Annotated in this window: 14 protein-coding genes; 2 read left to right on the top strand and 12 right to left on the bottom strand. The window is 45.1% G+C overall.

The window, feature by feature from the left end:
- Window positions 1-125: 125 nt before the first annotated feature.
- A complete protein-coding gene (locus A3EU_RS0117750) occupies window positions 126-1,799 on the top strand; it encodes a helix-turn-helix and ligand-binding sensor domain-containing protein (RefSeq protein ID WP_425412705.1) in 1,674 nt (557 codons plus the stop codon).
- A 30-nt stretch (window positions 1,800-1,829) separates the two neighbouring features.
- On the opposite strand, the gene A3EU_RS0117745 is transcribed toward A3EU_RS0117750, so the two are convergent.
- The 11 genes from A3EU_RS0117745 to A3EU_RS0117685 all read right to left on the bottom strand — a co-directional run bounded on the left by A3EU_RS0117745 (window position 1,830) and on the right by A3EU_RS0117685 (window position 13,207).
- Window positions 1,830-2,693 (bottom strand): NAD(P)-dependent oxidoreductase, encoded by an 864-nt coding sequence (locus tag A3EU_RS0117745; protein WP_020537538.1) that lies wholly within the window; start codon window positions 2,691-2,693, stop codon window positions 1,830-1,832.
- 442 nt (window positions 2,694-3,135) lie between these two features.
- Window positions 3,136-4,020, bottom strand: a complete 885-nt coding sequence (locus A3EU_RS0117735) for a helix-turn-helix domain-containing protein (RefSeq protein WP_020537536.1) — start codon at window positions 4,018-4,020, stop codon at window positions 3,136-3,138.
- 158 nt (window positions 4,021-4,178) lie between these two features.
- Complete coding sequence (locus tag A3EU_RS0117725) at window positions 4,179-5,051, bottom strand: pirin family protein (RefSeq protein ID WP_020537534.1); 873 nt, start codon at window positions 5,049-5,051, stop codon at window positions 4,179-4,181.
- Window positions 5,052-5,200: 149 nt separating this feature from the next.
- Window positions 5,201-6,577 carry a hypothetical protein gene (locus A3EU_RS0117720; protein ID WP_020537533.1) on the bottom strand — a complete coding sequence of 459 codons (1,377 nt, stop codon included), beginning with the start codon at window positions 6,575-6,577 and terminating at the stop codon, window positions 5,201-5,203.
- An 11-nt stretch (window positions 6,578-6,588) separates the two neighbouring features.
- Window positions 6,589-7,146, bottom strand: a complete 558-nt coding sequence (locus tag A3EU_RS0117715; RefSeq protein ID WP_020537532.1) for an RNA polymerase sigma factor — start codon at window positions 7,144-7,146, stop codon at window positions 6,589-6,591.
- 96 nt (window positions 7,147-7,242) lie between these two features.
- Window positions 7,243-8,265, bottom strand: a complete 1,023-nt coding sequence (locus A3EU_RS0117710; RefSeq protein WP_020537531.1) for a hypothetical protein — start codon at window positions 8,263-8,265, stop codon at window positions 7,243-7,245.
- Window positions 8,266-8,569: 304 nt separating this feature from the next.
- Complete coding sequence (locus tag A3EU_RS0117705; RefSeq protein WP_020537530.1) at window positions 8,570-8,956, bottom strand: GxxExxY protein; 387 nt, start codon at window positions 8,954-8,956, stop codon at window positions 8,570-8,572.
- Window positions 8,957-9,243: 287 nt separating this feature from the next.
- Window positions 9,244-10,155, bottom strand: a complete 912-nt coding sequence (locus A3EU_RS0117700) for a flavin reductase family protein (protein ID WP_020537529.1) — start codon at window positions 10,153-10,155, stop codon at window positions 9,244-9,246.
- 78 nt (window positions 10,156-10,233) lie between these two features.
- Window positions 10,234-11,469: a fumarylacetoacetase gene (gene fahA / locus A3EU_RS0117695; RefSeq protein WP_020537528.1), complete on the bottom strand. Its 1,236-nt coding sequence runs from the start codon at window positions 11,467-11,469 to the stop codon at window positions 10,234-10,236.
- Between the two features lie 42 nt (window positions 11,470-11,511).
- On the bottom strand, window positions 11,512-11,871 hold the full coding sequence (locus tag A3EU_RS0117690) for a four helix bundle protein (protein ID WP_020537527.1): 360 nt from the start codon (window positions 11,869-11,871) through the stop codon (window positions 11,512-11,514).
- A 175-nt stretch (window positions 11,872-12,046) separates the two neighbouring features.
- Window positions 12,047-13,207: a homogentisate 1,2-dioxygenase gene (locus tag A3EU_RS0117685; protein ID WP_020537526.1), complete on the bottom strand. Its 1,161-nt coding sequence runs from the start codon at window positions 13,205-13,207 to the stop codon at window positions 12,047-12,049.
- Between the two features lie 213 nt (window positions 13,208-13,420).
- Between A3EU_RS0117685 and A3EU_RS0117680 the strand changes: the two genes are divergently transcribed.
- Window positions 13,421-13,690, top strand: coding sequence for a hypothetical protein (locus A3EU_RS0117680; protein ID WP_020537525.1), 270 nt, complete (start codon window positions 13,421-13,423; stop codon window positions 13,688-13,690).
- Window positions 13,691-13,873: 183 nt separating this feature from the next.
- Here A3EU_RS0117680 and A3EU_RS0117675 read toward each other — a convergent pair whose 3' ends face one another.
- Window positions 13,874-15,880, bottom strand: a complete 2,007-nt coding sequence (locus A3EU_RS0117675) for a DUF3857 domain-containing protein (protein WP_020537524.1) — start codon at window positions 15,878-15,880, stop codon at window positions 13,874-13,876.
- Window positions 15,881-16,059: the final 179 nt, after the last annotated feature.

The raw sequence follows: 16,059 nt of genomic DNA, 5'->3' as shown, positions 1-16,059 counted from the left end.
ATGGCCAGATATGGGGATTGAATCGCCTGGGCGAATCGTTCATTATAAATTCTCATGCGGGTACTTTTCAATTAAAAAAGGGGAGCGTATATCCTATTTCTCCACCTCAGGGTGCATGGAAATTAATGCCACTGGCTGAATCTACATCTCTGGCTATAGAAGGAGGTTATACTGGTTTATTTCTTTATGAAAAAACAGGAGAGGATGAGGCCTCTTCGGCCAATTGGCAATACAAGCACCGTATAGAAGGCTTTGACGAGTCGGCCCGGGTAATGGAGCAAGACAAGGACGGTAATATATGGGTGTCGCATGCCTATAAGGGCTTGTTTAAAGTTCAACTCAAAGACGATAACCAGCGGGCAGATGTACGTTTTTTTAGCGAAGAAGATGGCCTANCGGGGAACATCGCTATCAATGTGCTCAAAATTGGTGGAGAGGTTTTATTTACTACGCTCCGTGGGATTTATAGCTATGACTCGGAAAAGGATCATTTTGAGCCCTATGAAGCCTTCAATAAAATCTTGGGTGGCGAACAAGAGATCCAACGCCTGCTACAAGACGAAGAAGAACGATTGTGGTTTTCAATCGATAAAGAATTTGGATATTTTGATATTCAGGAAAAGGGATTCCTTGAGCAGCCCGAAATTGATCAGTTTTTTTTCAACCATTTACAAGAAGGATTGGTGGATGGGTTTGAGGAGGTTTTCGCTGTTGATGAAGAAAATACTATTATCGCAACAGAGAAAGGCTTTGTAATTTATACGCCAGAAAGAGGGAAACAACGAGATTTACAGCTCAATGTACTACTGCGCCAAGTACGGACCATTTCAGGAACGGATTCCTTGCTTTTTGGCGAAGGCCTCTCCTATCCAGAGGTGTCAGTGGATGATGAAAATGAACTTGCCAGTCATCTCAACGCACTACATTTCTCCTATGCGGCGCCTTTTTACGAACAAATTGACCAATTGACTTACCGCTATTGGCTAAAAGGTTACGAAGAAAATTGGTCGGAATGGAGTGCGCGTACGGATAAAGAATATACCAATCTTGAGAGCGGAGATTATGAATTCCAGGTACAAGCTAGAAATACTTACGGCACGATCAGTGATCCTGTTGTGTACCGCTTTACAATACTGCCTCCTTGGTATGCTTCTTCGCTTGCAAAATCCTTCTACTTCTTATTTGCGGTGCTTGCACTGGGAGGCGTTTTCGTTTATTTTTCTAAAAAGATAGAAAAGGAACGCCAGGAATTAGAGGCTAACCAAGCCAAAACACTGGCAAAAAAGGAGGCAGAGTTTCAACAGGAAAAGGAAAAATCTGAAGAAGAGATTGACCGCCTTCGAAGCGAAAACCTACAGTCGGATGTCAAGCATCGAACCTCACAATTGGCTTCGGCAACCATGCACTTGGTTCAAAAAGGAGAGGTGCTGCTCAAGATAAAAAAAGAGCTGGTGAAGGTTCATAAACAAGCAAGTACGGAAGAGAACCGCAAAAAACTGCAAAAAATCATCCACACCATCGACGGCAATATTCGCCTCGATAGCAACTGGGAACAGTTTGAAGCTTACTTTGATCAAGTGCACGAAAATTTCTTACGCAATTTGCGGGAAGCCTACCCGGAATTGACTCCGAAGGACCAAAAGCTTTGCGCCTACCTGCGTATGAACCTTACCACTAAGGAGATCGCTCCTCTAATGAATATTTCGGTGAGAGGAGTAGAGATTAGTCGGTATCGCCTTCGCAAAAAACTTGACTTGGATACCAATACCAATCTCACGGACTTTATCATGCGATTTTGATGTTTTTATAGAAGCATTAGAAAAGCACAACTAATTGGTTTCCAAATAACGATGGATAGCCGCAAAATCAAGTCGACTCATCCCTTGTTTACTGGCCGCAGCAAACAGCTCTTTGGCTAGATTGGCAAGATACAAGGGTTGCTGGTGTTCATAGGCTGTAAGTGCAGCAAGGTGAAGGTCTTTTTGCATCCATTCCAATGGAAATTGTACTTCATAATTATCCTGCCGCACCATTTCAGCCTTGAACTTAGTGAAGGGAGCCGCTACGGCAAGATTGGGCAAGGTATCGAGTAAGAAATCCTTGTCAAGTCCCATCTTTTCACCAAGAATGACTGCTTCTGAGAAAATAATCATTGATTGTGCCAACATGATATTGACCAGCATCTTAAAAGAGGCTCCTTGACCGGTGCTTCCCAATGCAATCGTTTTTGCTCCCATTGTTTCCAAGTAAGGCGCTATAGTTGCTAAAGTAGCTTTGTCTCCTCCCGCGAAGAAAACAAGTTCAGCATTCTGAGCCTGTGGTTTGGTACCAGCTACTGGCGTATCCGCAAAGCGAATGCCATATTGCTGCGCTTCTAGCGCAGCTTCTCTACTAAAAGAAGGGTTAACGGTCGTGCAGTCTGCCCAGATAGCTTCGGGTTGCATGGCTGCTAAAGCCCCCTCTGGTCCAAAGAACAAGTCCTGCACGACTTCTGGGGTAGACAGCATACTAAAAACGATATCGGCATCTTTTACCGCGTCAGTAATGCTGGTTGCCGCAGTAGCACCTTGGGCTACCAATGTCTGCATGGCTTCGCTCGACCGATTGTAAACCGTTAAGTCTGTACCTGTTTTCAGAAGATTCGCTGCCATACGGCTGCCCATAATCCCTAAGCCGATAAATGTGATTTTCATTGTTATAGTATTGATTAATTATTCCACAAACTTCGGAATTGATGATGCGCTAATCTAGCCAAGATCACGCAAAAGTAGTACAGAGGCGTCAGAAGATATTGGGAGGATAAGGATACAAAGACCGCGAGAGATAGGCGATGGATAATGGATTGTTCAATTGTGTACACGCCCGCCAGGGCGGGAACCCACCCATTCTATGGAGTAAGTTCCATCCGGGTCACCACGCACCGCTTACCTCTATGGCAAGGGCACACTTCTATACCTCCACTCCAGAAGGAGTAGAGCCAGCATTGTGTTAAAAAAAAACTCCGATTTCACCTCACAGACCAGTGAGGGGTAGTTCCGCTGATTGGTGAACAACTGGTCGATATTGTTCAGTGGTAAAAGTAAGAAAAAATAAATAAAAACACAAATAATGTGCATTTTTATCATTGAAACACAATTAGTGTTTTAGGTTGTTTCTGTGCAAAGCCAACATGTACTGTTTGGGAGATAAACCAGCTTTGTCTTTGAAGGCCCGAATGAAATAAGAGATGTTTTCGTAGCCTACTTCGTATGCCACTTCTGTCACGCTCATTTCTTGCTTGCCCAGTAATAGTAAGGCTTTGTCAAGCCGTTGCTCTTTGAGCCACTGTTGCGGCGTTGTTTCAAAGTAAGCCTTGAAGTCTCGTCGAAAGGTACTCATACTGCGACCTGTCAGGTATGCGTAATCTTCGACTTTTAGCGGTTTGTCATAGTTCTCCTTCATGAACGATTTGATGTTACGCTTCTTGGGCAAAGTCAATCGGAAAAGAAAGTTAGCGAAAGTTTGATCTCCATTTTGATGATTAAGGAGTAAGAGCAGTTCCAGTATTTTCAATTCCAACACCCCCTTGGTGCGTAGACGATGCTGCTCATAAATTTGCAGTGTCGCTTCAACAAAAGATTTGAGGGGCGCGGTAATTGGAAACTTTAGATATTCCGGTACTTTCTCCCGCGTCACTTCTTTGACGGTGGTATTTGTAAGAAACTCCCTGATCGTATCATCATTAAAATAGAAAAGTACACTCTCAAAATTCCCACCTTTCTCTGGCAATAAGTCCGTCACATAGTAAACGCCTCGGGGGATAAATACCAATTCTCTAGCACGTACTTTGATCACTTTGCCCTCATAAGTGCGTAGCTGTTGTTCGCCCGATAGCACCATCGAAATAGCATGGTTAGAGATATAACCTTCTCGGTTGAGAATGTTTTCTGTCAATGATTTTCGCAGAATGCAAACATTACCATCTCGTAGAATCGTACTTACTTGTGGACTGTCAAAAAGGCGCTGTGGAAGAAGGATCATAGTCGAAAATGTTTAACATCAATATCGTTTTAGCAGTAGAAAAAAATAGTCGCTTTACGGCAAAAACCATGCTGTTACGCAACATTTTGGAAATTATAGCCTGCTAAATCAGCATTCACAGATCCTGCCTTAGAGAACTATACATTGTTAGTAATACCTTATTCTGGCAGCGCAATGTAAGTATCATCACCTGGTACCGCCGGGAATTCTTTGGCCCGCCAGTCGGCCTTTGCCTGTTCAATGCGATCCTTACTTGAGGAGACAAAATTCCAGTACAGAAAACGCTCTTCTTCCAACGGTTGTCCACCAAATAGCAATAAGTGGGTATCGGCGGCCAAGTCCAGGCAACATTCGTCTTCCGTTTTCGCAATCAGCATCTGCCCTTGACCAACCTTTTGCCCATCGCTGATAACCTCCCCTTTTACAACTACAATCGCAATTTCTCCCTTTAACTGACCTTTGATATCCAAATGGTTAGACTTGCCGGTCTTGATATCCAGCATAAATAAAGGAGAGTAGACAGGCAGCGGAGATTTTCGCCCAAAACCTTCTCCGGCAACCAGGGTCAGCTTCATACCCTTATCTTCCCATTGTGGCAAATCAGCCTTGGGGATATGCACAAAACTGGGAGCTATTTCCTCTTTTTCTTTGGGCAGTGCTACCCACACTTGGTAACCATGAATAGGGTAGGAGCCACCATCTCGTTGGTGCGGTGGCGTGCGTTCTGTATGGGCCACGCCATAGCCCGAAGTCATGAAATTCACAGATCCAGGTGTGATCAATTGCTCCGCTCCGGTACTGTCTTTATGTTCCATTTCGCCTTCGAGCAGGTAGGTCAGCGTAGACAATCCTATATGCGGATGTTGGTCTACATCAATGTAGTTTCCTGGCCCAATCACTGAAGGCCCCATGTGGTCAATAAAGGTAAATGGCCCGACTTGGCGCTTGCGCCGAAAAGGAAGCAGCCGGCCCACTAAAAAATTGCCAATATCGCGGCTTCGTTCCTCTACAAGCATTTTGTTGTTCGTCATCTTCTCCTGCCTTGGTTGCTCACAAGATAAGTATAGTCGCCCATACCTCGCACCCAAAAAGGGAAATCGAAAGTGAGAAGTCGGAAATTTCACCGTACCCCGCACCTCGCACTCCGGACACCGCACTCCGCACCACCAATATTACGTCATTATTCCCTCCGCCAGCTCACCCCCAGGCTCCAATCCGTCCGCAAGGCGCTGCGCTTCAATCCATATATTTCTGATTCTCCCAGCGCCTGATAGCTGATTCCAGGCCGGAAATGTAACCGAAATTGCTGGCCTAGCGGATAACTCAAATGCGGCTGTAGGTGATAGGAAAGGTAAACATCGGGGTAGGGAGCACTGGCAGCACTATAGGTGAACACCTCCCCCGAAGCATTAAGTGACCTACCAGCGGTCTCCAATATCAAGTTCAATCCTACTCCGGCATTGATGCCCAGTTGCAGCTTTGGGCCTTGGCTGCTCCATCCTGCCAAGAGGGGAATGGTTAGTGTTTGCATACTGTTATGATGCTTCACTTCCCGAAGTCCTACCGCATTAATCAAATCTGCGCCAGGAATGTTGTTGCGGTATATCATCGTATCCCAGCTCCGGGTATATTCAAAAACAGTCCGGCTATACGTGTAGTGGAAGCCACTAATCAGGTCAATGGATGATGATACCGGCAAACGTATTTCCAGCGCCGTAGTAAGCCCCGCCTCCGACTTGTGTACTTCGTCAAGCTGCTGGGCAAAAGGACTATCATTTCCCGTTGATCGTTCTTCCCAAAAGGAGATACCGGTAAAGAACTCCAGACTTAGTGGCAATGCCTTGGTACTACCAACAACAGGCGCAGGCAAAACAATCGCTGGCAATGCTACTTTTCTAGGTGGCAACGCCAAGCTGTTTATTGAAGTAGCAAGCTTCGCAACAACAGCTAGCGTATTACTTTCTTCAGCACTTATTCCAGAGGTAGTTTTTGCAAGTGTTATGGGCAATGCCTTTTCTTTGTGTTTATTTGCCGGGGCTACGGTATTGGTAATCGTGTTGTTTTCTGTTGGTATAAGCTTGTTCTTATGCGGTACTGTGGTAGGGTTTGAGTTTCCGTTTCGTTTCCCTTTAAGTACTACAATGTCTTCCGTTGTAGGTGGGGGCAATACAAGATCATCTCCCGCTAAAGAAATAATGGTTTCCGCTTTATGGCCAGTAGTATCTAGTGAGGAATTGGTATGCACTTGCTCATCAGCAGTAGAGGCCGCTGTATTTACGGTGTTTGTGTTGCTGATAGCTTCGTCTCGAAGAATAACAGCGACCTCTCTGTTGGTGTTAATGTCTTTTTTATCATTAAAATAGAAATGGTACGCCCCCGTAAGTATTCCGAAGATCAAAAATAACACCAGACTCACCCATAACCATGCCTTCCGTTTGGGCTTTTCTTCTGGCGGCAAAGCACTTTCGATATTGGCCCAAAGCTGGTCAGGGGCTACACCATCAGTAGACTGGCCCTCTTTGAATCGTTTTTGATATTCTTCTTCGAAGTAATGCATAACGGAAGTATTTAAAGCTTGTTGAGGTGTAATTGGGTTTGCAAATGCTCCGGTAGTCTTTGCTTAAGCCAAGCCCTACTCCGGGTCAGCCGTTGCCGCGACAAGGATTCATCAATCTGTAGTAACTCGGCAATCTCCCGGTGCGAAAAGCCATCTACGACATAGAGGTTGAAGACCTGAAAATACGGTTCCGGCATTTTTTTCAACCACCTCAATAAATCACGTTCACTAAGGGTTTTTATGATGGTGGGGTCAACAGGTGTTTCGTGTAGCGGAACAATTAATTCTTGGGTTCCCTTTCTTTGATAAACCGTATTGTTTTTTAGGCAGCAGTTGATCGCAATCTGGGTCGCCCACGTTTTGAAACTAGCTCGCTGGACGTCAAACTGTCGGATGTTTTTGAAAATCAGAATAAAAACCTCTTGTAGCGTATCCTGCAATTCCTCCGTATGATTCAGATATCGTTTACAGATGAGGTTCAAATAGGGCATCAGTATCTCATACAACTGGCGTTGTGCGGCTCGCTCATTAGCTATACACCGTTCTATCAGTTGAATGCCCAACTCCATACACTAAGTCCTTATCGTAAAGGCTGCAACCAGCATAATCCTGGTTGCAGCCACCTGTTATTTTAGTAGGAATAATATTCCCAATATGCGCCAAGCTTATATACAGTCACAAGTTTGGAGCACATATCCTACTGTTCCATCAGCCTTAATGCAATCGTCACCAAAGTTAAGTTGTAAATCAGGACACTGGTACTCACATTCACAATCTGCGGTTACTCTACCGAAGTGGTCATCCAATGGGCAAATGTCTCCAATATTGAGGCCCAGTTCCGGACAGTCTACGGTAGCTACTTCGCATTCGCAATCTGCATTTACGGTGCCTGCTCCCATTATAGGATTTGAACAATCGTCGCCGATGTTCAAGCCCAGCTCCGGACAGTCTACTTCCGGTAGTTCACATTCGCAATCTGCATTTACAGTACCTACATTACCTGATGCAGTCACACATTCATCGCCAATATTAGCATTGATATCCGGACAATCATAGTTGATGACAAAGATACAGTCACAATCCTCATTGATTATTCCAAAAAATCCACCCTGGATAAAACATGCATCGCCAATGTTTCCATTCTGATCCGGGCAATCATAGCTGTTAGGTAGTTCACACTCACAATCTGCATTTACAGTACCTACATCCCCCGCAGCAGTGATACAATCATCACCAATATTGGCATTGATATCGGGGCAGTCATAGCTGGTGGATAGTTCACACTCACAATCTGCATTTATGGTGCCAGTGCCTCCTGCTGGCGTCTCACAGTCATCACCAATATTAGCATTGATATCGGGGCAGTCATAGCCGGTGGATAGTTCACACTCACAATCTGCATTTATAGTACCAGTATCCCCCGCTGGTGTCTCACATTCATCACCAATATTGGCATTGGTGTCGGGGCAGTCATAGCTGGTAGGTAGCTCACATTCGCAATCTGCATTTACAGTACCTACAACTCCCGCAGCAGTCATACAATCATCGCCAATATTCGCATCAATATCGGGACAATCAAAAACCGGTGTGAAGGAAGTATCGTCAATATTTTCAGGGTCACAGGCTACTAGGCTAGTAGTCACCAGTAATAAGGCCAAAAGGCGGGTGAATAGTTGTGTATTAGTCATCGTTTGTTGATATAAGTGGTTAATAATTTTTGCTTGTTTACTCACTTATATCTATGTCAATGGCTTAATGTGACAGTAGATTCCATTTTTATTTTAAAAAACCTTTTGAGTACTTGCCCTTTAGTTGTTTTGGGGCCATGCCGTCTCGCACCGGGCTATTTGCTGCTTCTTCGTGCAGGGTATAAAACTCTGCCCTACGGAGCAGCTTCTATCCCTCGTATACCATTCAACTCTTCAATGTATATGCTCTTTTTAACCACGGAAGACACGGAATACACTGAAATATTCAACTATCTGAGGGGTGTTATTTTATGATTCTCTCTATAGTTGCTTTGGGGTAGTGACCAAAATTCACCAAAAATCCAAGTCGCAAGCCAGTTGCTTTCAAGTAATTGTGCAATTGAGCCCGGTGTTCATCTGCTATTTCCTTTACGGCCTTCAACTCTACTATAATCTTGTCATAACAAATCAAATCCGGCCTATATGTCGTAATCAGCTTTTCCTGCTTGTAAAAAAGATTCAAGGTAGGCTGTGACACAAAGGGGATGTTCTGGTTGTGCAACTCTCTTTCCAGGCATTCCTGATACACCGCCTCCAAAAAACCAGCTCCCATTTCCCGGTAGACCTCATATACAGCACCCCGAATCAAATAACTCTCCTCTTTATACAATAACTCATTTTGCCCATTCATATCCTTAATTTATTCAGTGTATTCCGTGGTCTACCCTATACCTCCTTCCGTATGTTCAGTGTATTCCGTGGTTTATATTATACCTCCTTCCGTGTGTTCCGTGTATTCCGCGGTTTACCCTATACCTCCTTCCGTGTGTTCAGTGTATTCCGTGGTTTACCCTATACCTTCTTCCGTATGTTCAGTGTATTCCGTGGTTTATATTATACCTCCTTCCGTGTGTTCGGTATATTCCGTGGTTTATATTATACCTCCTTCCGTGTGTTCGGTGTATTCCGTGGTTTATATTATACCTCCTTCCAAAGCAATACCATCAGCGCTTCCTCTACCTTGTCAGCAGCCAACAGGGTTTGGGCGTAGCGGTGCAAGGCTTCTTCTAAATCTGTAGGTGAACCGGCCTTTGCTACGAGTAGTTTTTGCATTTCCGGATCAGTATTCACAAAAGCCTTTACTGTAGCATCATCTGGCAGCTGCTCTATATTTCCCAGTCGGCCCAGGTTGTTGCCGGTGAGGATGCTGCTATTGCGGACGCTTTCCGGCAGTTGATCTACGCCAATACCCAGGGTTTGGAGCGGTTTAGGAATCTCAAAAAGGGCATCACCGCTGGCGCGGCAGTACCAGCTTTCGCCCATACGGGCCACCAGGTCTAGCTTGTGGGTGTCTAGCGTTCCTTGCTCATTGAGGTATTCGTTGCGAATGTGCATGGCCACGACTCTGGCGATAACTAAATTGCCAGCACCGCCTTCCTTGCCTGTTTCTATGACCTGCTCTACCACGCACTCCATGGCTACCGGTGCTTCTCCTACACGGGGTGGCCCTACTTTTTCGGAAGCTACTTCGGTCAAGCCGGCCTTCATGAATTCATTGACCCCTTTGTCGTACTCGGTACTACTCAGCGACATCTGCTCAACGATCGGGTAGTTCACAATATTGATCACCACTTCGGCTACTTCCTTAATGTTCTCCAGCGTATGTTTGGTCGTATTGTTCCGCACGCGCCGTGCTGGCGAGAAAATCATAATCGGAGGGTTGGCCCCAAAAACATTGAAAAAACTGAAAGGACTCAAGTTGACGTTCCCTGCTTTATCAATCGTACTGGCAAAAGCAATCGGCCGCGGCGCTACCGACGAGACCAAAAAACCATGTAACCTGCCCGTGGATACTTCACCGGGAATAATCGTAGTGATACCTTTATTCATTACTTATGATTGATTCTCTATGTTTAAAACCGTGTAAATCCGTTTAATCCGCGTTCTATCCTATTTTTGTTGGGCAACCTATTTCGCCGGCAACACCTTGGTCCTTACTTCACCAAATCCTACCCGCATACCATCCTTCTCGGCGTGGCCTTTCATGATCACCGTATCGTTATCTTCAATAAAGGTACGTGTGCTGCCATCAGCCAAAGTGATGGGTTTACTGCCCGACCATGAAATCTCTAACATAGAGCCATAAGCACTGGCATCTTTACCACTAATGGTACCTGAAGCCAGCATATCGCCAATACGCATGTTACAACCATTGACCGTATGGTGGGCCAGTTGCTGAAGCATATTCCAATACATGTATTTGTAGTTCGATTGGCTCACAACATTATCTGTACCATCTTCGGTTTCGATACTTACTGATAGGTGAATGTCGTAATTGTGCAGTCCCTCGTATTCGAGGTAGGGAAGTACTGGTGGATCTTGCGCCGGGCCTTGTACTCGAAATGGAGCAAGTGCCTCCATCGTCACTACCCACGGAGAGGCCGAAGACGCAAAGTTTTTACCTAGGAAAGGCCCTAGTGGCACGTATTCCCATTTTTGGATATCTCTCGCTGACCAATCATTGAAAACCACCATCCCGAAGATATAGTCCTCGGCTTCGGAGGTACTCACTGGTTCTCCCAGTTCATTTTCTTTGCCAATGATGAAGGCCATCTCTAATTCAAAATCAAGGCGACCACTGGCTTTGTAGACAGGTTTGTCGGCGCCTTTAGGCATCAGTTGCCCCTTGGGGCGGTGGATCGGTATTCCCGAAGGAATAATAGAGGAAGCCCGCCCGTGGTAACCTACTGGAATGTGCTTCCAGTTAGGCAGCAGCGCATTTTCCGGGTCACGGAACATCATACCTACATTAGTGGCGTGCTCGATACTCGAATAAAAGTCGGTATAGTCGCCCACGCGCACCGGTAGGTGCATCTGAACATCACTTTGTGCGACCAATCCAGCAGGATGTTTGGCCAGCGGAGAGGCCTCGTCGCAGAGCCATTCCTGTACCCTGATACGTACCTTGTTGGTCGTTTTTTTTCCTAACCCAATGAAGCGATTGAGGGTCTTCTGTTCAAATACCCAACTGTCAAATCCCAGGTCGGCAAAGTAGCCTTGTTGCCCCATTTCGCAGAGGTCAACAATCTGATCCCCAATGGCGATACCCGCCCGAGGGCTGAGTTCTTCGGTGGAGAATATGCCAAAAGGCAGGTTGTAGATGGAGAAGTCGGGGTTGGGGGTGGTATTAAGCCAGGGGGTCATATTATTTGGTTGTAAGTTGATTGTTGTAGGTTGATGGTTAGGTCAATTGTTTCTTAGATACTTGATTAGGCCCCATGTTTGTTTTTGGGTTGTTGTAGCCAAGTCTCTCAAGTGTTGAGTTTCGGTTAACTCTAAATAAGATAAGTCTTCCAAGATAAAGAGCATACTTTGTACTTCATTAGTCGAACTTTGAGCTATTTCTAAATAGCGTATTTTTTCTTTATTTGAGAACCTCCCATAACCTTCGGCTATGTTGTTCATTATGGATATTGAGGCTCTTCGTAGCTGATCTCTTAGACCATAGTCCTTATTTATTTCTCCTTTAAGTTGATAAATAGCGACAGCCAATTTTCGCGCATTCTTCCAGCAGTCCAAATCTTGAAAACTATTAATTTTTGACATAACATCCTGCTTTTTATGATGAGGAAATATCAAAAAATACAAAATAGTTTAAAATTTAATTTTTGAAAATAAAAATTGATTAATTCGATTCAAACCGAAAGTTCTTATTATAAAAACTATCCTCCTGACCTTCCCATCAACCATCAACCATCAACCATCAACCATCAACCATCAATTAATGATCCAACCACGACCGGAAATACTTCCCATCGTCAAGCTTCATTGCTGCCTCGGTGAGTTGTAGTGGTTTGAAGGTATCGATCATGACAGCCAGTTCCTCTGTTTTTGTCTGACCGATACTGCGTTCATAGGCGCCAGGGTGAGGGCCATGAGGAATGCCGCCAGGATGCAAAGTGATAACGCCAGGGCCAATATCATTTCTACTCATGAAATCGCCATCCACGTAGTAGAGCATCTCATCCGAGTCGATATTGGAATGATTGTAAGGTGCAGGAATAGCCTTGGGATGATAGTCGTAGAGCCTTGGGCAGAAGGAGCAAATTACGTAAGCTTTCGACTCAAATGTTTGATGTACGGGTGGTGGCTGGTGTACGCGTCCGGTAATGGGTTCAAAATTGTGAATGGAAAACCCGTAGGGGAAATTGTAACCATCCCATCCGACCACATCAAAGGGGTGGGCCTGATAGACGTAATCCGTTAGGGTCTGCTGCTTCTTTATTTTTACCAAAAACTGCCCCTTTTCTGTATGCGTTTCTAGATCCTGGGGAAGTTTATAATCACGTTCGCAGAAAGGGGAATGTTCCAGCAGTTGACCAAACCAGTTGCGGTAACGCTTGGGCGTATAGATGGGGTCAAACGATTCTGCGTAAAGAATGCGGTTTTCTTCTGTGTCAAACTCGATTTGGTAGATCATGCCCCGTGGGATGATGAGGTAATCACCATATTCAAAACGAATGTTACCTACCAGGGTACGCAACGTGCCAGTGCCTTGATGGATGAACAGCATCTCATCTGCATCAGCATTTTTGTAAAAATACTCGGTCATCGATTTGCGGGGAGCAGCCAGACCAATATGAATATCGCTATTGAGGAGCAATGTGACCCTACTGTCCAGGAAATCATCCTGTGGTGGAACATCAAACCCTATCAGCTTACGCGACTTCATGTTCTTGGCGACCGCTAATTTGGGGCTTACATCTACCGATTCACCTACCGATTCTACCATGGTGGGGCGGTGGTGGTGATAAAGCAACGACGACATTCCGTCGAAACCGATAGTGCCAAACAGCTGCTCGTGGTATATGCTGCCATCTGGCTTCTCGAAAATGGTATGGCGCTTGGGCGGCAACTGACCTAGACGGTGGTAGATGGGCATGAGAATGGTATTTGGTTAGGACTGGCATAAAGATAAAGACAGATAGTTGTCATGGCAAATATTTTGCAGCATATCTTTCTCCTAGTCGTTATGTGTTCTTGGAAATGCAACAAGGACTTTAGTCAAATATCGGCTTTTCATCCAGCTTTGTCGAAAGCAAGTTACAATGCAAACTGATTAGTTGTAGATTGGTGGAGAATTAAAAAAGCCGCCATGAGCAATGCCTATAAAGTTGAGTTTTTATCCAGCATCGAAGATCAAGAGAACCTTAAGTGGTCTTCTACCCCTCGCCGTCCGCTGACGGGAGAAGAAGTTGCCCAGAATCTTCAGCAATTAATTGATGATCATGTCCACCAGGGCTATCGCTTGCAGCAAGTGATGGATGCTCACACACGGACGTCTGACAGGACAACTGATATGAGCCACACGCATCCCAAACCTGATGGTTTATTGGTGATCTTTGTAAAAGCTTCTATGTTTTAGGGCAGCAGTTTGCCATGTAATTAGCCACAAAAACACCAAGGCACTAAAATCCACAAAAAATATTCTGTGTTTTGTGTCTCTGTGGCTGAAAAAAAACGCTGTAGCTCTGCGTCTCCGCGCCTCCGTGGCAAAAAAAACTTTCGTGTAATTCCGTGTTTTAGTGCTTTAGTGGCTATTAAAGTTCTACTCCTTCCGCAACACCACCATGGCCTGCTGTTGTTCGACAACTAGATCAAAGAAGTTCTTGAGAGCGGCGTATTCCTGAGCATAGAAAAAAGGATCATCGAAGGATAGTTTTTCTATGATTTGGAGGTTGCCATTGAGTTCGATAAAACGAAGCGAGTAACGCCCTTTCCCTTCGGGCAGCGCAAATTTGATAGACTCCGGAATTTCCTCTATGACAATGCCTTCCCCCAGGTCCAATTGTAATACGTAGACATACTCCCGAGGAACTTGTAAGTCAACCGGGAAGAGCCTTGTTTCGGTAGTGAGCGGGTTTTCTGGATAATGGGAGGCCATAATGGCATTGACGTAATATAGGTTTTCATTGTTCATCACGGCTGCAGATGCATCCATTTGTGCGGTGACGTTGATATCCTCATAGCTGTTGTCAAACCCGGTGGTTTCTACCGCTGACATGGTTTGCCCTGTCCATTTTTCAAGGTGTTGCTGGATGTTGGTTTCTTGGTTCAGTTCTCTACGATCCTCCAGGCTTGCATATCCGGAGGCTTTATATTTGGCAGTACCATTGAGGGAGCCATCGGGTTGTAATGTAAGCTTCAGTTGTAGGGCTGTTTTGTGTTCGGAAGGAGCTGTCAAGTCTACCCAAGTAGAGGACTCTTCCAGGATAAGACGTCCTCGGTCGTTGAGGTCGTGTAGGGGCAGGAGCGGTAGCGGGACGTCACCTTGGCTGGCATCGAGTAAAAGATAGCCGTTGTCGGGAAGTGTAGCGTGTACGATGACGTGGTTGAATTGCTGAAGCGATGGGCGGGCGAGTGAGAGATAGCCGTTATTACGGGTACTTACCAAAACCGGATTGGCAGTGATGCCAGCGGCCCGCAATGCACTAATAAGGAAGAAGTTGAGGTCGCCGGAAGTACCACTACTCAGTTCCAAAAGTTTAGCTGGGGTAATACCGGCAGCCAGGTCATAGCGGCCATCCCATTCCAGGCGTCTTTTGACTTGCTCGTAAATGACGATTAGTTTTTCCGCGGGGGCGTCAATACCGCTGGTCCAATCGGCGACCATTTCTTCTACCTCTTTTTTGGGATTTAGATAAGCCCGGTTGCCCGAAAATTTACGGTAATAAGTAGCAATATCTTCCCAGCTTTGAGAATAGTTTCGGCCTAGCTGACCAGGAAAATTAACGCTGGCCAATTCAAAATCGACCCGAAAGAAGTAATTGCTGGCTGCTGGTGAGAAGGTTTCTGATTGCAGACCAGGAATTTCTTTTGCCGACCAACGGTAGCTTCTTGTACTAAAGTCAAGCTGTTGATTACCGTTGCGGCCACCGGGAATAATTAAGGATCTGGAGCCTGTTTCAGCTACGGTGTTTTCGAGGAGTCGATCATTGAAAAAGCCTTTCATATCTACCGAGTAGAAAAAATATTCCGGAAAAACAGCTTCGAAATAACTGTAATCGGTAGGTATACTTCTTTGAAAATACCAGGTCGGAATATTTGCTATATAGTCAGATTTGTAAGTGTACTTCAAATCAATAATGGCACCTTCCTTCACTTGCGGAAAGGTAATGGTGAGTTGATCTAACCCATCGCTGATGGATTCGTCAAAGATGCCTTCCTTGGTGAGTTTAACTTCCTCTTCTTCCCCGTTTGCTGTATTAAGGGTGATACCTTTAATATTGATGATTTCTTCTCTGGACGAAGTGGTGGTACTATTGGAAAGCCGAAAGATAAAGGTAGCATGATCCACGCCGGTGGCTTTTAAAATTTTGAGGCGATGATGCCTTTCCATCATGAGTTCAAAACCATCGGTGCTGGGGTCATAGTCCATCCACATTTTGCCTTCGCTAAAAAGGATAACAGCCTCCGCATCGGGGTCAAGGGAGTAGGTTTTTAATTCAATTTCCTCGTCGGAAAATTTACCAAAACGGACTTTGTTTGGGTTGACAATTTGGGCGTGTAGGCCCCAGGCGAGGCCTGCAAGCACTAATAATAGAGTGAAGCGCATAATTCAGAAAGAGGTTGGTTTAAATTACAATGTAGGATTTGTTTTTTGAAAAATAAAATTTTCCAAAAGGGTTAAACTGGACTTTTGGTATTTGGGCTAAACTTGTAAAGGGATGCGTTGACGATGGTATCGCCATTTTGAGTAGAGGGTAGAGGGATTAGCCCGCTCATGTTAGTTTC

The organism is Lewinella cohaerens DSM 23179 (genome assembly GCF_000379805.1).
Classification (GTDB): Bacteria; Bacteroidota; Bacteroidia; order Chitinophagales; family Saprospiraceae; genus Lewinella; species Lewinella cohaerens.
This window is presented reverse-complemented; position numbering and strand designations above follow the sequence as displayed.